The organism is Microbacterium sp. IEGM 1404, assembly GCF_030056775.1.
Lineage (GTDB): Bacteria > Actinomycetota > Actinomycetes > Actinomycetales > Microbacteriaceae > Microbacterium.
In genome coordinates this window covers 616,680-641,965 of sequence record NZ_JASHKP010000002.1, presented here as the reverse complement: position 1 = coordinate 641,965, position 25,286 = coordinate 616,680, and the positions used below count along the sequence as shown (strand labels likewise).

The window sequence follows — 25,286 nt, the reverse complement described above, 5'->3', positions numbered from 1 at the left end:
CGTCAACACCCGAGGAGGCAGACGTGAGCGAGACGACGACGGTGTCGGCCGCGGCGGGGGGCCGCGCACGGCGCCGCGAGGTGTCGATGGCCGATGTCGCTGCGGCGGCGGGGGTCTCGGGGCAGACGGTGTCGCGCGTGGCGAACGACCGCTCCAACGTCGATCCTGACACGCGTCGCCGCGTGCTCGACGCGATGGCTTCCCTCGGCTACCGACCGAACAGCGCCGCACGGGCCCTGCGCTCCGGACGCTTCCGCAGCATCGGCGTGATCATGTTCTCGCTGAGTTCCTACGGCAACACCCGCACGCTCGATGCGCTCGCGTCGGTGGCCGCGGCATCCGGGTACTCCATCACCCTCATCACGGTGCAGTCCGCCTCGCAGTCCGACGTGTCGGGTGCCTTCCTCCGGCTCCACGAGCACGCCGTGGACGGGATCGTGATCCTCATCGAGACGCACCGCCTCGGCGAGAACGAACTGTCCATCCCCTCGGGGCTGCCGGTCGTCGTCGTCGACTCCAGCGCCGACTACCCCTACGCCGTCGTCGACAACGACCAGGCGCAGGGGGCGCGCCTGGCCACCGAGCACCTGCTCGACCTCGGCCACGAGACCGTCTGGCACGTGTCGGGTCCGCCCGAGTCCTTCGCCGCCGAGCGCCGCCGCGACGCGTGGCGCGCCGCCCTCGAGGAACGCGGATGCCGCGTGCCGCCGCTGCAGATCGGCGACTGGACCGCCGAGTCGGGGCACCGCATCGGTGCGACGCTCGCGGAAGATCCGAGCGTGACGGCCGTCTTCGCGGCCAACGACCAGATGGCGCTCGGGGTCATCCGGGCGCTGCACGAGGCCGGACGCGCGGTCCCCGGTGACGTCAGCGTCGTCGGGTACGACGACATGCCCGAGTCGGCGAACTTCTGGCCCCCGTTGACGACCGTGCGACAGCGCTTCGAGCGTGTCGGCGAAGAGGCGATGAGCGCCCTGATCGCCGACATCGAGGGCGCCGGCGGAGAGCACGCGCGCACGCTGGTCCCCACCTCCCTCGTGGTGCGCGACAGCTCCGGCCCGCGCGCCTGAGCCCGCGGTGCGGGCGCGGGCCGGCGCGCTGTGCGCCCGCGGCTCGCGCACCGAGTGGAGCTGTGCGCCCGCGGCTCGCTGCGCCGGTGCGGCTGTGTGCCCCCGCGGCTCGCCGTGCGGAGCGGAGGGAATTCGCCGGGCGGAGGACCGAAGCCGTGGCATCCGTCCTCCCTCCGCCGAATCTCCTCCGCTCGATCCCCGCGCTGACACGGTCGCGTGGAGGGTGCGCGCGACGGGGCGGTGGTCGGGGGAGTGGAGCTGTGTGCCCGCGGCTCGCCGTGCGGAGCGGAGGGGACTCGCCGGGCGGAGGACCGAAGCCGTGGCATCCGTCCTCCCTGCGTCGAATCTCCTCCGCTCGGGAGCGGGCTGAGGGCTGAGGTATGCCCGTGCCGGACGTTGTGCCGCGGTCCCCTCCTCCGCTAGGTTCGATGTTGACGTCAACATGTTGACGTCAACATCTCCACCCACGAGACCGCGCCGATGCGGTCGGATCGGAATGACGATGAAGTCAGCTCGACTGTTGTCGATGACCTGTGCTGTCGCCCTGGCCGCCGGCGGGATCGCGGCGACGACCGCCACCGCCGCAGCGCCCGCCGCTGCCGCGCCCACCGCCACGGTGCGCATCACCCCCAACCCCGCCTCGGCGGCGGAGCCCTTCGAGGGATGGGGCACGAGCCTGGTGTGGTTCGCGAACGCCACCGGCAACTACCCCGCGGATGTGCGTCAGAAGCTCTTCGACGCCGTGTTCGGCGAGGACGGCCTCAACCTCAACATCGCCCGCTACAACATCGGCGGCGGCAACGCTTCCGACGTGCCGGCGTACCTGCGGCCCGGCGGTGCGGTCCCCGGGTTCTGGAACCCTGACCTCGGCGCCACCGACTCCCAGGGGGCGATCACCTCGAACTACGCCGACCGCAACCGGTACAAGGCCGCGTGGAACCCCGACGACCCGAACGCGTACGACTTCGACGCCGACTCGGCCCAGCGGTGGTGGATCGACGCGCTCAAGGGCAAGGTCACCCACTGGGAGGCGTTCAGCAACTCCCCGCCTTACTTCCTCACCCAGAGCGGCTACGTCTCCGGCGGCATCAACAACGCCACGAGCGAGCAGCTCGCTCCCGCCGACATGGACAAGTTCGCCGGCTACCTCGTGAACGTCGTCGACGAGCTCGAGAAGGCGCACGGCATCACCTTCGACACGATCGACCCGTTCAACGAGCCGAACACGAACTACTGGCAGACGCAGATCCCCAACGGCGCCCAGTGGCCCACCGGCGGGCGCCAGGAGGGTGCGCACATCGGCCCGCAGGCGCAGGATGCCATGGTCAAGGCGCTCGCGGCCCGCCTCGCGCAGCCGAGCACCACCACCGACGCCGTCATCTCGGCGATGGACGAGACGAACCCCGGGATCTTCGCCACGAACTGGAACACGTGGTCGGCCCAGTCGAAGAGCCTCGTCGACCAGCTCAACGTCCACACGTACGGCACCGGCGGACGCCAGGTCGTGCGCGACATCGCCAAGGCCGCCGACAAGCCCCTGTGGATGAGCGAGGTCGAGGGCAACTGGACCGCCGGTGGCTTCACGACCAACGACATCAACAACGGCATCGGAATGGCCGAGCACATCGTCGGCGACCTCCGCGAGCTCGAGCCGACCGCTTGGGTGTTCTGGCAGCCCGTGGAAGACCTGTACAACATGCAGAAGGTCGAGAACCTCAACTGGGGCAGCGTCTACATCGACTTCGACTGCAACGCCGAGGGTAAGTCGCTCCGTCGCATCGCCGACGGTGAAGCCGACCCCTCGTGCAAGGTGCTGACCAACGAGAAGTACAACACCGTCCGGAACTTCACGCACTACATCCACCCGGGCGACCGCCTGATGTCCACCGACAACGCCCAGTCCACGGCGGCCATCGACGCCGACGGTCAGGGTGCGACGATCGTGCACGTCAACTCCGACACGTCCGAGAAGACCGTGCAGATCGACCTGAGCGACTTCGGCACGATCGCCCCCGGTGCCACGGTCACCCCGATCGTGACCACCCAGTCGACGGTCGATCAGCCGACGGTCAACGCGCTGCAGGAGGGCGCGAAGGTCGCCGTGGACGCGGCATCCAAGACCGCCACGGTGACCGTCCCGGCGAAGTCGGTCACGACGTTCGTCATCGACGGCGTCTCGGGCGTCTCGCAGGATGCCGCCGCGTTCCGCGACGGTGAGAAGGTGCAGCTCTCCGGGGTGCAGAGCGGTCTCACCCTCGACGCCTCGTCGGGGCTGGCGATCCGCCCCAGCGCGACGACGGCCGACGCCGCCCGCGCGCAGACCTGGACCGTGCGCACCATCGACGGCGAGGGCACCAACCGCCACCGCTTCACGCTCCAGAACGGATCGGGCCAGTTCCTGGCATCCGACAACGGGGGTACCGCCCTCGTCGACGCCGATCCCGCCGCGGCCGCGAGCAACCCTGCGACGCAGTGGATGGCGTCGACCACGGACGGTGAGTACTACTCGCTGCTGAACGTGGCCGCCGAGCGCGTCCTCGACGTGAATCAGGCCAGCACGACCCCCGGCGCGACCGTGGGGCTGTGGACGTCCAACGGCGGTGGCAACCAGCAGTGGCGCATCGCGACGACGAGCATCCTGGGCACGGAGCCCGTGTCGGTGGCCACCGCGGTCGACGTCACCCCGCAGCTGCCGGCCAAGGCCGTCATCCGCTACGCGGGCAAAACGCTGCGCGCCGCTGACGTCACCTGGCAGCTCGACGGCGTGGACTTGTCGCGCCCCGGCACGGTGCAGGTGCGCGGCACGGGTACCGATCTCTTCGGCACGGAGTTCGAGGCCACGGCGACGGTCGAAGTCGGTGCGTTCACCGCGACGCGTCCGGCGTCGGTGACGGTTCCGGCGGGCAGCGCCCTGGATGTCGTGAAGGGACTCGCCGACCGCGACGTCCAGGCCGAGCTGACGCCCTCGGGCGGCGGCTACTGGGTGCCGGTGGAGTGGACGTGGGGCGACGTGACCGACGCCGCGTTCGCCGCGCCGGGAACCGTCACGGTGACCGGTGTCGCGACGGGCCCCGCCGGCGAGCGTCTCGACGCGAAGCTGACGGTCATCGTCACGACGGCGGCGGAGAACAACGTCGCCCCGCAGAGCGCGCCCTCGGCGACCTACACCGAGTCGGGCTACCCCGTCGTCAACACCATCAACGGCATCACCACCGACAAGGGGTGGTCGAACTGGCGGGGCGGCACCAAGAACGACCAGGACACCCTCAGCTACGTGCTGGCAAAGCGCGAGACGCTGACGCACGTCGCGGTGCAGTTCTACAAGGACGGCGGCAGCCTGAGCTGGCCGGCGACGATGCGCGTCGATCACCGGGTGAGCGGCGGCGAATGGGTGCAGGGCGAACTCATCACCGTGCCGACGCCGTCCGGCGGTGCGCCCCTGGTCGACATGCCGGTGACGGGTACGGCCGACGAGGTGAGGGTCGTGTTGAACGCCCGCTCGCAGACGCACATGATCGTCTCGGAAGTGTCGATCTACGCGGCTTCCGCGTCGCCCGCGGGCATCGCCGATCTCGCGCGGCTGACCGTGGGTGACGCGCCCGTCGCCGGTTTCGACCCGAAGACGTTCGAGTACACCGTCGCGTCGACGGGGTCCGCGTGGCCGGAACTGCACGCGGTCGCGGTCGACGAGGATGCCACGGTCCAGATCGCGCAGCCGGGTGCAGGGTCCGAGGCGGCCCGCGCTGCCGGAGACACCGGGTCCGTGCGGGTCACCGCCCCCGACGGCACCGAGCAGACCTACACCGTGACGATCGAGCGCACGGTGGGGGTCGACACGCCGACCCTCGCGGGTGAGCCGCGCGTCGGTTCGACGGTGCGGGCGACGGCGACGACCGATCCCGCCGACGCCGCGCAGACGTTCGTGTGGCTGCGCGACGGTTCACCGATCCCGGATGCCACGGCCGACGCCTACGCGCTGACCGCCGCCGACGAGGGTCGGGAGATCTCCGTCGAGGTCACGGCGTCCGCCGAGGGCTTCACTGCCGGATCGGCACGCTCCGCGGCCATCGTCCCCGCAGCCGCCCCGGTCGACCCGGGCACCGGCGGCGGCGACGGGCCGGGGAGCGGGAACGGCTCCGGCACCGGCGGAAGCGGTTCGGGCACGGGAAACACCGGTTCGGGATCGTCGACCGGTTCGGGCTCGAGCGGTTCGTCGACGAGCTCGTCCACGAGCTCCTCGGCGCGCGACCTCGCGACGACGGGTCTGCAGTCGGAAGGCATCGCCGTCCTCGGGGCCGGTGCCGGTCTGCTGCTCCTCCTCGGCGGCCTGGTTCTCTGGCGCCGGCGCCGCGGGGCGGGCTCGACCGAGGGCTGACCCTTCGAGATCACGCGGCCGCGTCGATCGCCTTCGGGCGTCGGCGCGGCCGCGTCGTTCGAGCGGGACTCGGGGGTGGGCGCCCTCGGCATCCGCTTATCCGAAACGCACATACGTGCAACCCCGCCCTCACCCGCCCGGCGGCGCGGAATGATTGACCAGTTCGATTCCCCCTCCCCGAGGAGACCCATGCACGTCAACGCCTACGCGGCGTCGTCCGCGACCTCGCCCCTTGAACCGACGACCATCGAGCGCCGCGATGTCGGCCCGAAGGACGTCCTGATCGACATCGCCTACGCCGGCATCTGCCACTCCGACATCCACACCATCCGTGGTGAGTGGGGCGAGGTGCCCTACCCGCTGACCGTCGGCCACGAGATCGTCGGCACGGTCGCCGAGGTCGGCGCCGACGTCACGAAGCACAAGGTGGGTGACCGTGTCGGCGTCGGCTGCATGGTCAACTCCTGCCGCGAGTGCGAGAACTGCCTGGCCGGCGAGGAGCAGTACTGCCTCAAGGGCAACATCGGCACGTACGGCGCGAAGGACGTCGACGGCACGATCACCCAGGGCGGCTACAGCGAGAAGATCGTCGTCGACGAGGACTTCGTGCTGCGCGTGCCGGAGTCGATCCCGTACGAGAAGGCGGCGCCGCTGCTGTGCGCCGGCATCACCACCTACTCGCCGCTGAACCACTGGAACGCCGGTCCCGGCAAGAAGGTCGCGATCGTCGGCCTCGGCGGGCTCGGCCACATGGCCGTCAAGATCGCCCACGCCATGGGTGCCGAGGTCACCGTGCTGTCGCAGACCCTCAGCAAGAAGGACGACGGCCTCGCGATGGGCGCCGACCACTACTACGCGACGAAGGACGACGAGACGTTCTCGACGCTGAAGAACACGTTCGACCTCATCGTCAACACCGTCAGCGCCCCGCTCGAGCTCAAGAAGTACCTGGGACTGCTCGCCCGCAACGGCACGATGGTCAACGTCGGAGCCCCGCCCGAGCCGCTGCCCATCGAGGTCTTCACCCTGTTCGCCAACCGCCGCTCGTTCGCGGGCTCGGGCATCGGCGGCATCCGCGAGACCCAGGAGATGCTCGACTTCTGCGCCGAGAACGGCATCGCGCCCGAGATCGAGCTCATCTCGGCCGACAAGATCAATGAGGCCTACGAGCGCGTGCTCAAGAGCGACGTGCGCTACCGCTTCGTCATCGACGCCGCGACCTTCGCCTGATCCCGGATGCCACGGCCCCGACGTTCTCCGGAGCGCCGGGGCCGCGGCATGTCCGGCCCGCGCGGTCTGCCGTTCTCCGGAGCGCCGGGGACGCGGCATCCCGCCGACCCCAGGCATAAACGCGATCTGCGCGCATAAACGCGCTGTCACCGCGTTTATGCGCGCGGATCGTGTTTATGGATGCCGCGCCCCGCCGCCGCAGCCGCCGCAGCCGCTGGCACCGCCGCCGCAGCTGCCACGCCCCGCCGCCGCCGCAACCGTCGGCCCCGCACGAGCCAGCGGCCGCGCCGCGATCGACACCCGGCCCCGCACGCGACAGCGGCGCCGCCCCGGGGGAGCGGCGCCGCTGGGGCGGAGGCGTTACTCGCCGAGGGCGGCGGAGACGACCGCGCGGGCCTCTTCCTGCACGGCGCGCAGGTGCTCCTCGCCGCGGAGCGACTCGGCGTACAGCTTGTAGACGTCTTCGGTGCCCGAGGGGCGGGCGGCGAACCACGCCGACTCCGTCTGCACCTTGAGACCGCCGATCGCGGCGCCGTTGCCCGGCGCGTGCGACAGCTTCGCGATGATCGGCTCACCCGCGAGTTCGGTGGCGGTCACGGCATCCGGCGAGAGCTTCGACAGCGTCGCCTTCTGCGCGGGCGTCGCGGGGGCGTCGACGCGCTGGTAGGCCGACGCGCCGAACTCGGTCTCGAGCTCGGCGTAGCGCTGCGACGGCGTCTTGCCGGTCACGGCGAGGATCTCCGCGGCGAGCAGGCACAGCAGGATGCCGTCCTTGTCGGTGGTCCAGACGGTGCCGTCCTTGCGCAGGAACGAGGCGCCGGCCGACTCCTCGCCGCCGAACGCGACCGAGCCGTCGAGCAGGCCCGGGACGAACCACTTGAAGCCCACCGGCACCTCGAGCAGGGTCTTGCCGAGAGCGGATGCCACCCGGTCGATGATCATCGACGAGACCAGGGTCTTGCCGATCGCGGCATCCGTCGGCCACCCCTCGCGGTGCGAGAAAAGATAGTCGATCGCGACGGCCAGGTAGTGGTTGGGGTTCATCAGGCCCGCGTCGGGGGTGACGATGCCGTGGCGGTCGGCGTCGGCGTCGTTCCCGGTGAGGATGTCGTAGTCGGCGCGCGCGGCGACGAGCGAGGCCATCGCCGACGGCGACGACGGATCCATGCGGATCTTCTCGTCCCAGTCGAGCGTCATGAACTTCCAGGTCGGGTCGACCTCGGGGTTCACGACGGTGAGGTCGAGGCCGTACACCTCGGCGATGAGCGCCCAGTACTCCACCGAGGCGCCGCCCAGCGGGTCGGCGCCGATGCGGACGCCGGCGGTCTTGATCGCGTCGACGTCGATGATGGATGCCAGATCCCGCACGTACACGTCACGGAAGTCGTACTGGCCCAGGGTGTCGAGGTCGATGTCGGCGTGACGCGTGCGCTGCACGCCGGAAAGGCCCGCGGCGATGAGCTCGTTCGCGCGGTCGGCGATCCAGCCCGTCGCGTCGGTGTCGGCGGGGCCGCCGTGCGGCGGGTTGTACTTGAAGCCGCCGTCGCGGGGCGGGTTGTGCGACGGCGTCACGACGATGCCGTCGGCGCGACCGGGGTCGTCCGCGCCGCGGTCGCGGTTGTAGGTGAGGATCGCGTGGCTGAGGGCGGGGGTCGGTACCCACGAGTCGCGGGAGTCGACGCGCACGTCGACGCCGTTCGCGACGAGCACCTCGATGGCGCTGCGCTCGGCCGGCAGCGAGAGACCGTGCGTGTCGCGCCCGAGGAACAGCGGGCCGGTGATGCCCTGCGCCGCGCGGTAGTCGACGATGGCCTGCGTGGTGGCGAGGATGTGGTCTTCGTTGAAGCTCGTGCTCAGCGAGGATCCCCGGTGGCCGCTGGTGCCGAAGGCGACGCGCTGCTCGGGCACCGCGGCATCCGGTTTGCGGTCGTAGTAGGCGGAGATCAGTTCGTCGATGTCGATGAGATCGGATGCCTCGGCGGGCTGTCCTGCGCGACTGCTCATGCCGACAGTCTGCCCGCTGCAGAGCCGTCGTGCATGCGCACGGACGCATTCGGGGCGAAGAACATCCCGCGAATCTCCCCAGAGGTCGACTCGATCAGGTCTGCAGGGCTCCGCCGCGCTCCCGAAGCGCTGTCAGCGTCGCGCGGAGCGCGGGCGAGTCGGTCCGCGAGCGCCGGTGGACCGCGACGACGTCGCGGGTGGAGGCGGGGTCGATCGTCGGTATCGCGACGAGATCGGGGCCGAGTGGCGCGCGCCCCAGCCGCGGGACGAGCGCGACGACGGCGCCCGTGCGGGCGAGTTCCAGGTGGTTCTCGAACTCCATCGATTCGTACACGACCCGCGGCGCGTTGCCGACCCCGTCGAACAGGCGGCGCAGCCACTGTCGGCAGATGGTGGTCTCGAAGGTCGCGACCCACGCCTCGTCGGCGAGGTCGCGCGGATGCAGGACGTCGCGGCCGGCGAGCGGGTGGTCGCGGTGCACGATGATGTCGGCGACGTCGGTGAACAGCGGGGTGACGACGAGGTTCTCGGGGATCGCGAGCGCGACCCCGCCCCACTGGTGGGCGATGCCGAGGTCGCGTTGTCCCGAGGCGATCAGTGCGACCGTCTCCCACGGCTCGCTCTCCCGGACGAACAGGCGCAGATCGGGGTGGGTCCGGGCGAGGTCGACGAGGAGCGGCGCGAGGAGTCCTCGCACGACCGTCGAGAACGCGGCGATCCGGACCTCGCCGCTGACGGTGCCGTCGCCGGGCGCGTTGGCCTGCAGGTCGGAGCGCAGACGCTCGAGCTCCGCGAGGATCGGTGTCGACCCGACGACGAGCTGCGTGCCCGCGTCGGTCAGCGCGACCCCGCGACCGACGCGCTCGAGCAGAGCGACGCCGGTCTCGCGCTCGAGGCGTTTGATCTGCTGCGACACCGCCGAGGGGGTGAAGCCGAGCGTCGCGGCAGCGGCGGAGACGCTGCCCTCGCGGGCCACGGTACGCAGCGAACGGACCGCTTCGAGATCGATCATGAAGAAACGCTACTGCGTTTCGTGAAGAAACGTTCGCTGGTGCTTCAAGGACGGGAGCGGTGAACTGAACCCGTGAGTCGACGCGACATGATCCTGGCCGCCGGGGTGGCCTCCGCCTGGGGCTTCAACTTCCTCGTCATCGACTGGGGCATGCCCGGCATCCCGCCCCTGCTCTTCGTCGCGATCCGCTTCGTCGTCGTGGCGGCGTTCGCCGTGATCGTGCCGCGCCCGACGGCATCCTGGTCGACGATCGTCGGCGTCGGGGTGTTCATGAGCCTCGGCCAGTTCGGGCTCCTGTACACGTCGCTGGCCCTCGGCCTGCAGTCGGGCCTGGCCGCGCTGCTCCTGCAGGCGCAAGCGGTCTTCACCGTCGTCATCGCCGCCGGGGTGCTGCGCGAACGACCGACGCTCGGGCAGGGCATCGGAGTGACCGTCGGCGTGATCGGGCTCGCCGCGGTCGCCGTCGGACGCGGGGGAGATGCGCCCGCGATCGCGGTGGTGCTGGCGCTCGCCGCCGCGCTCTCGTGGGCCGTCGGCAACGTCATCTCGCGGCGGGCCGGGGTCGTGGCCGGACGCGGGCGGCTCGGCGCGCTGTCGCTCACGGTGTGGTCGGCGCTCGTCGTGCCCGTGCCGGCGCTCGCCCTCGCCTTCGCCGTGGAGGGGCCGAGCGCGATCGGAGCGGGCCTTGCGTCGTTCGGGTGGTCGGCCGCGCTGTCGACGCTGTACACCGCGGGGCTCTGCACGCTCGTCGGGTACGCGATCTTCAACGGCCTCCTCGCGCGCAATCCGTCGGCGGCCGTCGTCCCGTGGGTCCTGCTCGCACCGGTCGTGGCGATGGCGTCCGCTGCCCTGCTGCTCGGGCAGATCCCGGCACCCGCCGAAGTCGTCGGCGGAGTGCTGCTGGTCGCGGGAGTCCTCGTGACGACCGTGGATGTCCGTCCGCGTCGCCCGGCGCCGCGCCGCGAGGCGTTGGTCGACAGGGTCTGACCGGTCGGGGCCGACCTCGACCGGATCGGCGGGAGGACTAGGCTGAGCCGGTGCTGCCCGACACCGACTCCGCGCCCGCCCGCCGTACCTACAGCTACCTGGGCCCCGCCGGAACCTTCACCGAGGCGGCGCTGGCGCAGGTCCCCGAGGCCCGCGACCAGATCTGGCGGCCCGTGCGCAACGTCGCCGAGGCGCTCGCCGACGTCATCGAGGGGCGATCGGATGCCGCGATGATCGCGATCGAGAACTCGGTGGACGGCGGAGTCTCCACGACTCAGGACGCCCTCGCGACGGTGCCGGGCCTGCGGATCGTGGGCGAATACCTCGTGCCGGTCAACTTCGTGCTCGTCGGCCGCCCCGGCACGACCCTCGCCGACGTCTCGCTCGTCTCGGCCCACCCCGTCGCCTACGGGCAGTGCCTCGGCTGGCTGCGCGACAACCTCCCCGCGCACGCGCACCTGCCGGCATCCAGCAATGTCGCCAGCGCCCTCGGGGTCCTCGACGGCTCGAGCGGGGCGGATGCCGCGATCGCGGCACCGGGCATCGTCGCCCATCACGAGGTCGAGGTGCTCGCCGAGGAGATCGGCGACAACCCGAACGCGGTGACCCGCTTCGTCCTCGTCAGCCGGACCGTCGCGCCCGCGCCGCCGACGGGCGCCGACAAGACGTCCCTCATCGTCGAGCTGCCCGAGGACCACCCCGGTGCGCTGCTGGAACTGCTCGAGCAGTTCGCCACCCGGGGCATCAACCTGAGCCTGTTGGCATCCCGTCCGATCGGAGACGCGCTCGGCCGCTACCGGTTCGTGATCGACGCCGACGGGCACGTGCAGGACGAGCGCATGGCCGACGCGCTGATGGGCCTGCGGCGCTTCAGCCCGAAAGTGATCTTCCTCGGGTCGTACGCGCGCGCCGACCGCGCGATCGTCCGTTACCCGCAGCGGTACTCCGACGACGTCTTCGTCGAGGCCCGCGACTGGCTGCGGGGCCTGCTCAGCGGCGAGCCCGAGGCGTAAGCCGACCGGGCGGTCGCGGTCGGGCTGAGCCCGGAACCGCGAGACTGCACGCGCGTGACATGTCCATTGCAACCTGCAGTGGAGATGTCAGGCGGATGCAGTCTCGACGATCCGGGCGGCGTAGCCGCGCCTGGCCGCGGCGGCGCATCCGCGCCTGGCCGCGGCGGCGCAGTCACCCCGGGCCGCGCTCCGGTCAGGCAGCGACGGCTGCGACCCCCGCCACGAGTTCGAGCGTCTGGGCGCGGCCGTCGGCCGAGTCCAGCGGCTCGCCGTCGTACGCTCCCGCCACGGGAGACAGCATGATCTCGTCGACGTCGTAGTGGGCCGCGAACTCGGCCAGCTGCGCGCGCACATCGTCGCCGGTCCCCACGAACCACTTCTGACGGGTGGATGCCATGATCGACTCCGCCATCGCGTCGAACGGGTCGGCCTTCGCCTGCTCGACGGTCTCGAGCGGGACGAGCGGACGGTTCGTCCGCAGGCGCGCCATCATGCGCAGTTGGGGCAGGGCGCGCTCCTCCGCCTCCTCGGCGGTCGGGGCGGCGACGACGTTGGCGGTGACGAAGGTCCGCGGTCCCTCACCCGAATCGTTCGGCTGGAACTGGTCCCGGTACAGCCGGAGCGCGTGCTCCAGACCTTCCCCCGAGAAGTGGTTGGCGAAGACGTAGGGCAGACCGAAGCTGGCCGCGAGCTGCGCCGAGTAGTCGCTCGAGCCGAGCAGCCACACCTGCGGCATCCCGGATGCCAGGGGTGTCGCCTTCACCTGGTATTCGGTGCCGGAGTTGAATCGCACGGTCGCCCCGTCCGGGGAGGTGAGCGCGAGGATGTCGGTCACGTGATCGGGGAAGCGGGAGACGTCGCTCGTGGCCCCCGAGCGGTGCAGGAGCTGCGTGATGACGGGGTCGCTTCCGGGAGCGCGGCCGATGCCGAGATCGATCCGGCCGGGGGCGAGGGCCTCGAGGGCGGCGAACTGCTCGGCCACGATGAGCGGCGAGTGGTTGGGGAGCATCACTCCCCCCGATCCGACGCGGATGCGGGCCGTGCGTGCCGCGGCGGCGGCGATGAGGACCGGCGGCGTCGTCGAGGCGACCGCGGGCATGTTGTGGTGCTCGGCGAACCAGTACCGGCGGTAGCCGAGCCGGTCGGCGCGTTCGACCAGATCGAGCGAGGCGGCGACAGCCTGCGCGCTGCTCTGCCCGGCGCGCACCGGGACGAGGTCGAGAACGGAGAGGGAGGGGATCGCGTCGTTCACCCCAGCTCCAACCGGACGAGGGGTGGGAGTATTCCGCATCGCGGCGGAACCGCAACCCCCTGCGCGGTCTCCCTCGTGTCGGCCTACCGTCGCCCGCATGATCGGGGGCAAGACCATGATTCGAACGCAGATGGCCGTCAACGACGCCGTTTTCGCGTTGGCGCAGGGGCAGGACCTCGACGCCCTGAAGAAGAGGATCGAGAGCGCGGTCGCGCAGGGCGGCCGATTCGCGTCGTTCGTGGTCGTGGGCAACCGGGAGGTGAGCGTCCTGTTCTCGCCCCACACGGCGGTGGCGTTCTCGGTGGAGACGGTGGCGTTCGACGAGCGGGACGACGGTGACGCCGACGTCCCCTACGGAGGCTTCTTCGACGAGTGACGTCGCGGCCCTCGGACGCTCAGGGTTCTCTCAGCCGGAATCCCGTGACGAATGGGCGCCGGGGAGCGTCTCCATTGTGACTTCGCGGAACACACGGTTCCGCAGATCACGGAAGGAAGCGCAATGGCTGAGAACACCACCACCGCCACCACCCCCGTCACCGCGACGAAGGACGGCGGGTCGACCGTCATCGTGGATGCCGTCGTCGCCAAGGTCGCCGGCATCGCCGCGGCCGAGGTCCCCGGTGTGCACGCGCTCGGCGGCGGAGCCGCCCGCGTCATCGGCAACATCCGTCAGGCCGTGGGGTCCAAGGACTACGCGCAGGGCGTGAGCGTCGAGGTCGGCGAGACCGAGGTCGCCGCCGACATCGCGATCCAGGTCGACTACCCCGAGCAGCTGCAGCGCGTGGCCTCCAACGTCCGCGCCGCCGTGCACCAGGCCATCACCGAGCTCGTCGGCATGAAGGTCGCCGAGATCAACGTCACCGTGGTCGACGTCTTCATCCCCGGTGAGGAGAACGACGACGAGACCGCCGAGACCCGCGTCAACTGACGCATCTCGCGCACGAAGGGGCGTCGGCTTCGGCCGGCGCCCCTTTCGCGTGTCCGCGTTCGCGTCAGAACGACGACAGCGAGGCGCGGAAGTACTCGTCGGCGATCCGGCGGTTGTCGGCTGGGTCGCGCTCCGGCGGCATGTCGTCGAAACGCGCGGCGTCCTCCAGTTGCGCGGCGACGAATCGTTCCAGCACGGCCGGCGGGGTTCCGGCACCCATCTCCCGTGTCTGCGCCTTCAGCGCGATCAGGTCGTCCGCCGCACGCCGGACCGACCGGTCGACGTCCCCCTCGGCGAGAAGGCGCGGAAGATCCATCGGCGGCAGCACGCCATCGGGGTTCGACGCGAGCCACCGCAGCGCCGCCGCCGGCCGGAGCACGTAGAAGAAGCGCTTCAGCGTGGCCGCGCCCATCCTCTGCTGTCGGGCCACGTGCAGGTAGTGGCGGCCGATCGCCGCACGCTCCACGGTGGCCTCGGCGAGCGCGAGCAGTCCCTCGCGGAACGCTCCGTCGCCGGTGTAGACGATCGGTGACCGCAGCCACTCGATGGCTGTGGCGTTGCCCTTCACGATGAGTCGGACCGCTTTGGCCAGGTCCCACCCGTTGACGTCGAAGGTCTCGTCGAGCGGCGTTTCGATGACGTCGCGCGTCGGCCAGAGTGAGAGGTAGGCCTCCGGTCGGCGTACGAAGAGGAATCGGCAGTCGTAGTCGCTGTCGGGCGAGGGGAAGCCCCAGGCGCGGCTCCCGCTCTCGATGGCCCAAGGGATGCGTACGTGCTGCTCCTCGCAGACCGACGCCAGCCGGTGATCGATCTCGGCGACGACCGCAGGGTCGAGAGACGAGGGAACGGCGCGCATCGGACGACGATACCCCCGCGACATCGACGGGCTCGACCGGTCAGCCGCCGTGACGCACCTTGTCGTACGCGTCGAGCGCGCGCTGGCGCGTCTCCTTCAGGTCGACCATCGGTTCCGGCGCCCCGCCGTCGAGGTGCTCCGGAGCCCACTGCCGGATGTACTCGTCGTGCGGGTCGAACTTCTCGCGCTGCGTGTCGGGGTTGAACACGCGGAAATAGGGCGCGGCATCCGCCCCCGATCCCGCGACCCACTGCCAGTTGAACGGATTGCTCGCGGCATCCGCGTCGACCAGGCAGTCCCAGAACCACTCCTCGCCGTGGCGCCAGTCGATGAGCAGGTTCTTGGTGAGGAAGGATGCCGTGACCATGCGCACGCGGTTGTGCATGACCCCGGTGTGCCAGAGCTGCTTCATCCCGGCATCCACGACCGCGATTCCGGTCTCGCCGCGCTGCCAGGTCTCCAGGTGCGCACGGTTCAGCCGGGGCCAGGGGAACGCGTCGTATTGCTCACGCCAGTTCTTCGTCGCGAGGTCGGGGGAGTGGAACAGGACGTGCCACGCGAACTCGCGCCAGATGACCTCCGAGAGGAAGCCGGTCGCGGATTCGGCGTGCTTGCCCGATCCACGATGCTCGATCGTGTCGTGCCATACCTGGTACGGGCTGATCTCGCCCCAGCGCAGGCGCGGCGACAGGTTCGACGTCGCACCGCCCGCGAACGCGTCGCGGGAGAAGGCGTAATCGCCGAGGTCGTCGTCGAGGAACTCGCGCAGCCGGGCGCGCGCGGCCGGCTCGCCCGGCTCCCATGTCTCGCGCAGCCCGCCGGCCCAGTCGGGCTTCGTCGGCAGCAGCGCCCAGGCGTCGAGGGCGTCGGATGCGGGCGCCTTCGCGTGACCCGGGATCTTCCGCGCCTCGGGCAGCGGCGCGCGCGGCGCCGGCATCTTCTCCACCGCCCGGCGGAACGGCGAGTAGACGCCGTACGGCTTGTCGGCGCCGGTGCGCACCGTCCACGGCTCGAACAGCAGGTTCGCGGCGAACGAGGCGACCGTGACGTCGTCGCCGCGCAGCTTCTCCTTCAGCCCCGCGTCGATCTCGCGCTCCGCGCCGCCGTAGCGCCTGTTCCAGAACACCGCTCCCGCGCCGGTCTCCTCCACCACGGCGGGGACGACCTCGGCCGCGCGCCCCCGGCGCAGCACGAGGGTCGAGCCGCGTTCCTCGAGCCGTTCGGCGAGGGATGCCAGCGAGTGGTGCAGCCACCACCGCGCCGCCCCGCCGATCGCGCGGACGCCGTCGGACTCCACGTCGAGCACATACAGCCCGATCACGGGCTCATCGCGGTCGAGCGCCGCGCGCAGGGCGGGATGGTCGGTCAGCCGAAGATCGTCGCGGAACCACACGAGGGACGGAGAAGCCATGCAGCGACGCTATCCAGCCGTCGTTCCGCGCTGCCGGGCTTGACACGCCGCGGCCGCGCCTGCCGCCCGGGTCGGCTCGGGCGCCCCGCGGCGGCGCAGTGCGGCGCCAGATCACGTGAAGTGGCCGAGATCACCCGTCGTGACGCGTCGTCGCGGGTGATCTCGTCCAGATCACGTGATCTGGGCCACCGCGCACCGCGCACCGCAGCACCGCGCACCGCGCAGCCCCGCGCGCCGCCTACAGCGACGACGTGTCGTGGCCGGCGGGCAGGTTCACCTGCAGACCGCCCTCGACGACGCGCGAGTAGATGCGGGTCGCCTCTCCGAACTCGTCGCCGTCCAGCTCGATGGGCTGGGCAGGAGCCGTGGCGAGTTCGATGCCGCTGCCGCGCAGGTAACGCACTGAGGAGTCGCGGCGGCGCTCGAGCACCCGGCGGCCGGCGCGGAAGCGCCGCAGCACCGAGTTGTCCCACCAGATCTTGCGCCAGACGCCGAGCCACCCGAAGGGTCCGGTCGGCTGGATGACGGCGACATCGAGCACGCCGTCGGCGATGGAGGCGTCGGGGATCAGGGCGACCCCGCCGGGCAGGGCGCCGCAGTTGGCGAACAGCACGCTCTGCACCTTGGCGGAGTGGAGGCGGTGGCCGTGTCCGTCGAGCTGGTACATGACGCGGAACGGCTTGGCGTTGACCAGCGACCGCGCCGCACCGTCGACGTACGCCACCCAGCCGACCGACTTCTTGAGCTCGGGGCGGGTGTTCTGGATCATCGCGGCATCCAGGCCCATGCCGGCCATGACGACGAAGCCGTGCTCCTCGACGGTCCCGTCCGCGCGACGGATCCGGGCGATCCCGGTATCGGTGGCGTGTACCTTGCCGTCGAACGTCGCGCGGATCATCGCGTCGGCGTCGTCGAGCGGCAGGTTGAGGTTGCGGGCGAGGAGGTTGCCGGTTCCGCTCGGGACGATCGTCAGCGGGATGCCGGTCGAGGTCAGCGCCTCGGCCACGGCGCGGACGGTGCCGTCGCCGCCGGCGACGAGCACGGCATCCACCTTCTCTTCCAGGGCGGCGCGGGTCGCGAGGTCGCCGAGGTCGTCGACGGTGGTCTCGTAGAACAGGGGGTCGGCCCATCCGGCCTCGGCCGAGAGCTCGCCGACGCGCGCACGCAGGGCGTCGGGGTCGACCTTCGTCGGGTTGTAGACGAGCGCGGCGCGCTTCTTGTCGGTGGGCTCGGCGTCGATCGGCGCATCGTCGCCGTCGGCGGAGACCCGCACGGCCTCGCCGGACGTGTCATCCGAGGTGTCGGAATCGACGTCGCCGGGCTCGTGGATGACGTCGTCGGGCTGGGCCGCGTCCTTGGGGTCGGGCTCGTCGGCCGCGACGGTGCCGGACTCCTCCTCCTCGCGCAGGGTCGCCGCGTGGAAGTCGTCGTGCGAGCCTTCCGACGCCGCCCGGTCCTTCTCGGCCTCGGGGGAGACGGGGGCGTCCGCGTCGTCGCGCGGTTCTTGGGGGTCGGCCATGGCATCCACCATAGGACCGCCCACGCGCGCTTCCGTTCCCGCGACCGGGGGTTGACCGGGAGGTGTCGGCGGGCACTGTTCAGGATGCCGCCCTCCGCCGTTCTCCGCGCCGGTCTAGCGTTCGCCCATGACCCTGTTCGAACAGCCGCCGCAACGGTCGCGGCGGCCCGTCGACACGGAGCCCTTCGCCTCGCTCGCGCGGGCGCGCCGCCGCCGCCGGACCCTGGTCGGGTCCGGCATCGTGGTCGTGGCGCTGCTGCTGGTCACGGTCGTCGTCGTCGCCACCGGCGCCGATCGCGCGCTGGTCGCCCAGGTCGAGGGCTGGGTCGGGCCGAGAACCCTCGCGGCCGACATCTCCGCGGTCGCCGACCGCGCGTTCCTGACCGACGACGGACGGAAGCTGCTCACGCTCGTCGGCGCGAGGTCCGCACACGGCGACGACCTGCAGCGCTCCTGCGGGGTGACGGACACGGCGGACGATCACGCGGTGGCCGGGTGCTACAGCCTCGCGGGGATCTTCGTGTTCGTCCCGACCGACCCGCGCGTGGCCGACGCGGCCGTCACGACTCTCGCGCACGAGCTCCTGCACGCCGCGTTCGACCGGCTCGGCTCGGGGGAGGTGTGGCACGTGCGCGACATGCTGCACGCCGCCCTCGACGGCGTCGCGCCCGACGACCCCGTCCGTCAGCAGATCGACTGGTCGGTCGGCGACCACGAGGAGAACCGGGACACCGAGCTGTTCGCCTACCTGGGGTCCCAGGTGCGGCCGGAGGGCGGCTTCGATCCCGAGCTCGAGGCGGTCTACGCGCGGTACTTCACCGATCGTGCCGCGCTCGTCGAGGTCGATCATCGCGTGACCGCCGAGGTGGACGGGCTCATCTCCGAGTACGAGCAGGCCGACGCGGCCCTCGTGCAGGCCATGACGGATGCCGCGACCCAGCGCGCGCAGCTCGACGCCGAGCGGGAGGCCTACGAGCGCGACCGCAAGATCTACCAACAGGATGCCGACCGGTACAACTCCCTCGCCCCCGAGGAGCGGGCGCAGTGGAGACAGGACTGGATGGGGGCGGACGGCGTCCTGCACAGCGGGACGTGGCAGGAGGCGCTGGCCGGCCGACTGGCCGACCTCGACGCCCGCCACGCCGACCTCGAGCAAAGGGTCGCCGCCGTCGAGGCGGCGGACGCCGACGCCTTTGCGCGCCGTGCGGCGATCGAAGGGCAGTACGCCGACGTGCTCGCCGTGACGAAGGCGCTGGACCCCGCGGCCGCCGGGTCGTGACGCGGGAAAGCGCGGCCGGAGCCGACCGTAGGATGGACGCGTGATCGACCTGACTCTGCTGCGTGAAGATCCCGAACTGGTGAAGCGCTCCCAGATCGCGCGCGGGGAGTCGCCCGCGTCGGTCGACGAGGCGCTCGAGGCCGACCGTCAGCGCCGTCAGGCGATCACGACGTTCGAAGAACTCCGCGCCGCGCAGAACGCGCACGGCAAGAAGGTCGCGCAGGCGCCGAAGGACGAGAAGCCCGCGCTCGTGGCCGAAGCGAAAGAGCTCAGCGAGAAGGTCAAGGCCGCCCAGCACGCGGTGACCGGCGCCGAGGAAGCCGCGGAGGCGGCTCTCGCCCGGATCGAGAACATCGTGCTCGAGGGCGTCCCCGCCGGCGGCGAGGAGGACTTCGTCACCCTCCGCACCCACGGTGAGGTGCCGACGTTCGACTTCGAGCCGCTCGACCACCTGGCCCTGGGCGAGAAGCTCGGCGCCATCGACATGGAGCGCGGCACGAAGGTATCGGGCAGCCGCTTCTACTTCCTGACCGGCATCGGCGCACGCCTCGAGCTCGCGCTCATGACCCTGGCGCTCGACCGGGCGCTGCGGGCCGGCTTCACCCCGATGATCCCGCCCACCCTGGTGCGTCCCGAGGTCATGCGCGGCACCGGATTCCTCGGCCAGCACGCCGACGAGGTCTACCACCTGCCGAAGGAAGACCTCTACCTCGTGGGAACGAGCGAGGTCCCCTTGGCCGGCTACCACATGGACGAGATCCTCGATCTGGAGCGCGGCGCGAAGCGCTACGCCGGATGGTCCACCTGCTACCGCAGCGAGGCCGGTTCCTACGGCAAGGACACCCGCGGCATCATCCGCGTGCACCAGTTCAACAAGCTCGAGATGTTCGTCTACACCGACCCGGCGGATGCCGAGGCCGAGCACGACCGTCTCGTCGCGATGCAGGAAGGCATGCTGCAGGACCTCGGTCTCGCGTACCGCGTGATCGACGTCGCCGCGGGCGACCTCGGATCCAGCGCCGCCCGCAAGTTCGACATCGAGGCGTGGGTGCCCACACAGGACGCGTACCGCGAGCTCACGAGCACCTCGAACTGCACCACGTACCAGGCGCGTCGCCTCGACACCCGCTTCCGCCCGGCCGACGGGGGCAAGACCCAGCCGGTCGCGACGTTGAACGGCACGCTCGCCACCACGCGCTGGATCGTCGCGCTGCTGGAGACCCACCAGCGCGCCGACGGGTCGGTGACGGTGCCCGAGGTGCTCCGGCCGTACCTCGGCGGACTCGAGGTCATGGAGCCCATCGCGTGACCGACGAGGCCGCCCTGCCCCGCATCGGAGACGTCGACGCGTCGCCGCAGGACGAGGCGGCCGAGGTCGTGGCCGACATCGCCCGCACCGCTCCCGTCGGGCGCATGCTCATCGCGCTCGACATCGACGGCACCGTCCTCCTCGAGGACGAGTCGCTCAGCCCCGGAGTCGTGGATGCCGTGCGCCACGCCCAGCAGCAGGGCCACGAGGTCATGCTCGCCACCGGGCGCAGCTGGGACAGCACCCACACGGTCATGGCGCTCCTCGGCATCCGTCCCGAATACGCGGTGTGCTCGAACGGCGCGATCGTCATGCGCCGGGTCGGGGGACCGGATGCCGCGGAGTACGAGCGCGCGCACGTCGAAACGTTCGACCCGACCGAAGTCCTGACGCTGCTGGGGGAGCACCTGCACGACGCGCACTTCCTCGTGGAACTTCCCGACGGGCAGCGGCTGTTCACCGACTACCTCGACGACTGGAACCTGCAGGGTGCGAACGAGGTGAGCTTCGCCGAGCTCTCGCATCAACCGGTGTGCCGTGTCGTCGTCGTGGCTCCGGAGAAGACCGACAAGGACTTCCTCGAGCTGGTCGGGCGCATCGGTCTCAGCCAGGTGTCGTACGCGATCGGCTGGACGGCGTGGCTCGACATCGCACCGCAGGGTGTGAACAAATCGACCGCCCTCGAACTGGTGCGCGAGTGGCTCGGCATCCCGCCCGAGAACGTCCTGGTCATGGGCGACGGCCGCAACGACATCGAGATGATGCAGTGGGCGGTGTCGCACGGTGGTCGCGCGATCGCGATGCAGCAGGGCCCCGCCGAGGTGCACGCGGCCGCCGGCGAGGTGGGGCTGTCGGTGACCGACGGCGGCGTCGCCGCGGTGCTCCGCGACCTCTAGGCGCTCGCTCGCCGGGGATGCGGCGACGGATTCACATCGAATCCGTACCCGACGCATCGTCGTCGCGCAGCCCAGCGCGATACGCCGTCGAAACGTGGCGCAACTTGTCGGACATGCTGGCCTGAAAGGGTCGGGGCACCCCCGTCGACCGCTCCGGCCACCACCCCGGCTCGCGCGTTCGTCGTCGTCCCCTCCCCGAGGAGCTTCGCCACCGCATGTCTGCACGTATCCCCGCATCACCCTCGAGAGCGACACGGCGCGTCAGCGCCGCGATCGTCGCGGCCCTGGCGCTGTTCGCGCCGTTGGCGGCCGCCACCGCCGCGCACGCAGCCGAACCCGCCGCCACCTTCACGCTCGAGCTGTCGGCCTCCGCCGCCACCGAGGGCGACACCGTCCTCGCCACGGTCTCCGGCGCCGACGTGAGCGACCTGTACGCCTACGACCTGGTGTTCACGGTCACCGAGGGGGCGCTCGAGTCCGCCGACGCCCCGGTCGGCCCCGACGGAGGATTCACCTCGGCCGTCGACGCCCCCGGCACCGTCACCGTCTCGCACACGCGACTCGGAACCTCGCCGGGCCTCTCCGGCACCGTCGTGCTCGCGACCGTTCCCCTGCGGGCGGTCGGCTCGGGCGCGGCCCGTGTCGAGCTCTCCTCCGTGCGTCTGGTCTCCTCGACCGGCGAGACCGCCGAGCAGGCCGAGGTGGCATCGGAGACCGTCGAACTCGAGGCGCTCCCCACGCCGGAGCCGTCCGCCTCGCCCAGCGACTCGGCGTCCCCGTCGCCGTCGCCGTCGCCCTCCACGTCGTCCGTGCCGGCGGCGAGCGGTGCGAGCGACCTCGCCACCACCGGTGTCGACGCCACCCCGTGGCTCATCTCGGGAGCCGTGGGCGTCGCCCTCATCGCGGTCGGCGCGGTGCTGGTCGCCCGTCGCCGTCAGGGGGTGCGCGAATGATCGCGTCCGCCTCTTCTGCCTCGACCCGTGAAGGATCGCTCATGACCCCCCTGTCCCGCCGCGCCCTCGCCGTCACCGCGACGCTCGGCGTCGTCGCGGCCGGCGCGTTCACCGCCCCGGCCGCGGTGGCCGCTCCCGCGCCCGCGGCCGCGTCGGCGCCGCTCCTCGCGCCGTACTACACCGAGCTCGATCTGACCGGTGACGCTCAGGTGACCACGGCTGATCTGGCCGTCCTGGCAGAGAACATCGGTGAGTCCTCGAGCGACGCCGGCTGGGCGCAGACCTCGGCCCTCGACCTCGACGAGGACGGCACCATCACGGCATCCGACCTGGCCCTGCTCTCGGAGCGCATCGTCTACGACGACGGCCCGTTCGAGATCGTCGAGGCGGATGCCGTGGCCATGCAGGCCGCGATGAACGCCGGCGTGCTGACCTCGGTGGAGCTGACGCAGCAGTACCTCGACCGCATCGCCGCGTACGACAAGGTCGTGCGCCAGGACGGCGGTCGTCCGCTGAACTCGATCATCACCACCAGCGACGTCGCGCTGACGGCGGCGGCCGCGGCCGACGCGATCCGCGCCGAGAAAGGCATGACGAGCATGCTGCTCGGCATCCCGATCGCCCTGAAGGACAACTACAACACCGTCGACATGCCCACGACCGCGGGCTGCGGATGCTGGAACGACAACCAGACGACGACGGATGCCACGATGGTGAAGGGTCTGCGCGCCGATGGCGCGGTCATCGTCGCGAAGGCGTCGATGGACGAGTTCGCCATCAACCTGTCGTCGCAGTGGTCGGCGTTCCAGCCCGCCGGGACGGCGCTCACGGTCTCGAGCCCCTACGACACCACCCAGACCTCGGGCGGTTCCAGCGGCGGCACGGGCGCGGCGATCGCGGCGAACCTCGCCGGCATCGGCTTCGGGACGGATACCGGCGGATCGATCCGCATCCCCTCGACGTACAACCAGCTCGTGGGCGTGCGGCCCACCGTCGGTCTCGCCAGCCGCGACGGCATCGTGCCGCTCGCGCTGACGCAGGACACGGGAGGTCCGATCGCGCGGTCCGTCCTGGACGCCGCCGTCGCCCTCGATGCCGTCGTCGGCGAGGACTCCGGTGACCCCGTCACTGCCCGCTCGGCCGGCAAGATCCCGGAGAGCTACACGGCCTACCTCGACGGAGACTCCCTGCAGGGCAAGAAGATCGGCTACATCGCCTCGATGCTGGGAACCAACGCCACCACCCAGCGCCTGTTCGCCGAGGCCCGGGCGACCTTCGAGGCGCAGGGCGCCACGCTCGTCGAGGTGGCCGCCCCCGAGGGATTCGCGGCGATCGTCGGTGAGGGCAGCGGCAGCGGGCCCGAGTTCGGGCACGACCTGCAGAACTACATCGATGCCTACCTCAACCCGGCCGTGACCACGCGGAGCCTCCTGGCCATCTCGCAGTCGCCGAACATCGTGCCGGGACGGGCGACCAACCCCTACGGCACGCGTGCCGCGGTGACCGAAGAGGCCTACCAGGCCTGGGCGGGACCGGAGGGGACGCACACCCAGCAGTTGGCGAAGGGCAAGCAGATCATGACGGCGCTCATGAACGACCAGGGCCTGGATGCCGTCGTCTACCCGACGGGCAACCCCTACAGCACCATCGGGACCAACATGCGCCTGAGCCCCAACACGGGTCTCCCCGCGGTCACGGTGCCGATGGGGCAGGGCATCGCGGGCGAGGCCTCGACGGGAGGCGTGAACCTGGAGTTCCTGGGCCGCGACTTCGCCGAGGGGTCGCTGCTCGGTCTGGCCTACGGCTTCGAGCAGGCGACCCACGCTCGCACGACGCCGGCGAACTACGGCCCGCTGGGCTAGAACACCACGGCGGCGGTTCCGGACAGGTGCGTCCGGGGCCGCCGCCGTCGTCCGTGCGCGTCAGTCCGCGAGAGGGTTCCAGGCGGCGCGCACGGTGTCGCGCAGCAGCCGCGCGTCCGCGCGGTCCAACGCGCGACGGCTGCGGGCGAACGCCGCGCGGGCGGCATCCCGGAACACGTCCGCGTGGGCGGGCGCGCTCGCGGCCAGTGAAGCGAGGCACTTCTGCAGGCGGACCTGCACCTCCACCTGCGCGGCGCCGTCGCGCGCGAGCGGGCGGAATGCGTCGGCGACGATCTCGTCGAGGGTCGCCGGGGCGATGTGCACGCGGGGATATCGAACCTCGGAGTCGGGCTCGGCGGTCACCGCGTGGGCGAGCACCCGCTGCAGTGCCGCGATGACCTCGATCGCCGTGCCGGGGTCGTTGGTGGCCGCCGAGAGCGCACGGCTGCCGATCTCGGTGAGGGCGATGACGCCGAACCTCGGGTCCTGCTCGTACGTCCGGTGATGTTCGAGGCGGAACGCGCCCCGGAGAGCGGACGCGGTGGCGTCGTCCACCTCGCCCTCGACGCGGACGAGCGGCGTGCGGGCGTCGGCGAGGCGACCGGGGGCCGCGGTCACGTACACGCGCAGCCCATGGGCGTCGGCGAGCCGGTCGAGGGTGGCCACGTCGAGATGCGTCACGTAGCCGATGTCGTCGGCATGCACGGCGCGCGCGCCCGGCGGCACCGTGGTCTGCCGGCGCGCGCCGAGAGCGGGCGACGCGGCGTGCCGCTGGATGGTCAGCGTCGCGGCCTGCTCCACGCGGTCGATGACATCCGCCATCCGTCCGAACGTCGACAGGTGCGAGATCCAGCGCAGCAGTGTGAAGACGACGATCGCGATGACGACGAGCGTGCCCACGAAGAGGATCGTGCGGCCCTGCTCGGTGTAGTACCCGGTCGAGAGGGCAACGATGCCCACGAGGGAATAGGTGAACGCGCCGATGAACGTCGAGACCGCGTTCTGCGAGGTCGTGTCGGCGATGAGCAGGGGAGTGGACCGGGGGGTCGCCGTCGTCGTGGCGGAGGAGAACGCGGTGACCATCGCCGTGACCGAGAAGGTGCTGACCGTGAGCATCGCGGTGGCGATGATCTGCAGGAGGGAGTCGACGGCGTTCTGACCCAGGTCGATCGAGATGCTGAACGGAAGCAGCGGACCCACGAGGCCCGCGACCAGGGCGATCGCGATCCCGATCACCGTGAACAGCGCGGCGCGAACCCACACCTGCCGTCCGAGTCGGAGGAAGAAGGATGCCAGCGACCCGCCGCCCGTCATCGTCATCCCTCGACGC

Annotated in this window: 19 protein-coding genes; 12 read left to right on the top strand and 7 right to left on the bottom strand. The window is 71.2% G+C overall.

Going from position 1 to position 25,286, the window contains the following annotated elements; all coding sequences use genetic code 11:
• Positions 1 to 86 precede the first annotated feature (86 nt).
• From QM517_RS08670 to QM517_RS08660, 3 genes are all read left to right on the top strand, one after another.
• Complete coding sequence (locus QM517_RS08670) at positions 87 to 1,070, top strand: LacI family DNA-binding transcriptional regulator (RefSeq protein WP_303655540.1); 984 nt, start codon at positions 87 to 89, stop codon at positions 1,068 to 1,070.
• A 526-nt stretch (positions 1,071 to 1,596) separates the two neighbouring features.
• Positions 1,597 to 5,445 (top strand): RICIN domain-containing protein, encoded by a 3,849-nt coding sequence (locus tag QM517_RS08665; protein WP_283286653.1) that lies wholly within the window; start codon positions 1,597 to 1,599, stop codon positions 5,443 to 5,445.
• 189 nt (positions 5,446 to 5,634) lie between these two features.
• Positions 5,635 to 6,675 carry an NAD(P)-dependent alcohol dehydrogenase gene (locus QM517_RS08660; protein ID WP_283286651.1) on the top strand — a complete coding sequence of 347 codons (1,041 nt, stop codon included), beginning with the start codon at positions 5,635 to 5,637 and terminating at the stop codon, positions 6,673 to 6,675.
• Between the two features lie 360 nt (positions 6,676 to 7,035).
• On the opposite strand, the gene pgm is transcribed toward QM517_RS08660, so the two are convergent.
• Both pgm and QM517_RS08650 read right to left on the bottom strand, forming a co-directional pair.
• Entirely contained in the window at positions 7,036 to 8,679 is a 1,644-nt protein-coding gene (gene pgm / locus QM517_RS08655; RefSeq protein WP_283286649.1) for a phosphoglucomutase (alpha-D-glucose-1,6-bisphosphate-dependent), read from the bottom strand.
• 94 nt (positions 8,680 to 8,773) lie between these two features.
• Positions 8,774 to 9,691 (bottom strand): LysR family transcriptional regulator, encoded by a 918-nt coding sequence (locus tag QM517_RS08650; RefSeq protein ID WP_283286646.1) that lies wholly within the window; start codon positions 9,689 to 9,691, stop codon positions 8,774 to 8,776.
• Positions 9,692 to 9,763: 72 nt separating this feature from the next.
• On the opposite strand from QM517_RS08650, the gene QM517_RS08645 reads away from it, so the two are divergent.
• The gene (locus QM517_RS08645; protein ID WP_283286643.1) at positions 9,764 to 10,678 is read left to right on the top strand and encodes an EamA family transporter; all 915 of its coding nucleotides are present in this window, start codon (positions 9,764 to 9,766) and stop codon (positions 10,676 to 10,678) included.
• A 50-nt stretch (positions 10,679 to 10,728) separates the two neighbouring features.
• The gene (gene pheA / locus QM517_RS08640; protein WP_077049695.1) at positions 10,729 to 11,691 is read left to right on the top strand and encodes a prephenate dehydratase; all 963 of its coding nucleotides are present in this window, start codon (positions 10,729 to 10,731) and stop codon (positions 11,689 to 11,691) included.
• A 193-nt stretch (positions 11,692 to 11,884) separates the two neighbouring features.
• Here the strand turns inward: pheA and QM517_RS08635 are convergent, their stop codons facing one another.
• Positions 11,885 to 12,982 (bottom strand): LLM class flavin-dependent oxidoreductase, encoded by a 1,098-nt coding sequence (locus QM517_RS08635; protein ID WP_283286641.1) that lies wholly within the window; start codon positions 12,980 to 12,982, stop codon positions 11,885 to 11,887.
• Positions 12,983 to 13,040: 58 nt separating this feature from the next.
• On the opposite strand from QM517_RS08635, the gene QM517_RS08630 reads away from it, so the two are divergent.
• Together QM517_RS08630 and QM517_RS08625 are read left to right on the top strand one after the other, a co-directional pair.
• Positions 13,041 to 13,319, top strand: coding sequence for a hypothetical protein (locus QM517_RS08630; RefSeq protein WP_077049693.1), 279 nt, complete (start codon positions 13,041 to 13,043; stop codon positions 13,317 to 13,319).
• A 123-nt stretch (positions 13,320 to 13,442) separates the two neighbouring features.
• Positions 13,443 to 13,871, top strand: coding sequence for an Asp23/Gls24 family envelope stress response protein (locus QM517_RS08625; protein WP_278102739.1), 429 nt, complete (start codon positions 13,443 to 13,445; stop codon positions 13,869 to 13,871).
• A 64-nt stretch (positions 13,872 to 13,935) separates the two neighbouring features.
• Here the strand turns inward: QM517_RS08625 and QM517_RS08620 are convergent, their stop codons facing one another.
• The 3 genes from QM517_RS08620 to QM517_RS08610 all read right to left on the bottom strand — a co-directional run bounded on the left by QM517_RS08620 (position 13,936) and on the right by QM517_RS08610 (position 17,657).
• Positions 13,936 to 14,727 carry a nucleotidyltransferase domain-containing protein gene (locus QM517_RS08620; protein ID WP_283286636.1) on the bottom strand — a complete coding sequence of 264 codons (792 nt, stop codon included), beginning with the start codon at positions 14,725 to 14,727 and terminating at the stop codon, positions 13,936 to 13,938.
• A 40-nt stretch (positions 14,728 to 14,767) separates the two neighbouring features.
• The gene (locus QM517_RS08615; protein ID WP_283286635.1) at positions 14,768 to 16,138 is read right to left on the bottom strand and encodes a cryptochrome/photolyase family protein; all 1,371 of its coding nucleotides are present in this window, start codon (positions 16,136 to 16,138) and stop codon (positions 14,768 to 14,770) included.
• A gap of 238 nt (positions 16,139 to 16,376) precedes the next feature.
• Positions 16,377 to 17,657: a diacylglycerol/lipid kinase family protein gene (locus QM517_RS08610; RefSeq protein WP_283286632.1), complete on the bottom strand. Its 1,281-nt coding sequence runs from the start codon at positions 17,655 to 17,657 to the stop codon at positions 16,377 to 16,379.
• 127 nt (positions 17,658 to 17,784) lie between these two features.
• Between QM517_RS08610 and QM517_RS08605 the strand changes: the two genes are divergently transcribed.
• From QM517_RS08605 to QM517_RS08585, 5 genes are all read left to right on the top strand, one after another.
• Positions 17,785 to 18,936 carry a hypothetical protein gene (locus QM517_RS08605; RefSeq protein WP_283286629.1) on the top strand — a complete coding sequence of 384 codons (1,152 nt, stop codon included), beginning with the start codon at positions 17,785 to 17,787 and terminating at the stop codon, positions 18,934 to 18,936.
• 40 nt (positions 18,937 to 18,976) lie between these two features.
• Positions 18,977 to 20,245, top strand: coding sequence for a serine--tRNA ligase (gene serS / locus QM517_RS08600; protein ID WP_283286628.1), 1,269 nt, complete (start codon positions 18,977 to 18,979; stop codon positions 20,243 to 20,245).
• A complete protein-coding gene (locus tag QM517_RS08595; RefSeq protein ID WP_238592318.1) occupies positions 20,242 to 21,141 on the top strand; it encodes an HAD family hydrolase in 900 nt (299 codons plus the stop codon). Before serS ends, QM517_RS08595 begins: the two co-directional genes overlap by 4 nt.
• A 215-nt stretch (positions 21,142 to 21,356) precedes the next feature.
• The gene (locus QM517_RS08590; protein ID WP_283286624.1) at positions 21,357 to 22,094 is read left to right on the top strand and encodes a cohesin domain-containing protein; all 738 of its coding nucleotides are present in this window, start codon (positions 21,357 to 21,359) and stop codon (positions 22,092 to 22,094) included.
• Positions 22,095 to 22,135: 41 nt separating this feature from the next.
• On the top strand, positions 22,136 to 23,956 hold the full coding sequence (locus tag QM517_RS08585) for an amidase family protein (protein ID WP_283286621.1): 1,821 nt from the start codon (positions 22,136 to 22,138) through the stop codon (positions 23,954 to 23,956).
• Between the two features lie 60 nt (positions 23,957 to 24,016).
• On the opposite strand, the gene QM517_RS08580 is transcribed toward QM517_RS08585, so the two are convergent.
• Positions 24,017 to 25,276, bottom strand: coding sequence for a DUF2254 domain-containing protein (locus tag QM517_RS08580; protein ID WP_283286619.1), 1,260 nt, complete (start codon positions 25,274 to 25,276; stop codon positions 24,017 to 24,019).
• Between the last annotated feature and the right edge of the window lie 10 nt (positions 25,277 to 25,286).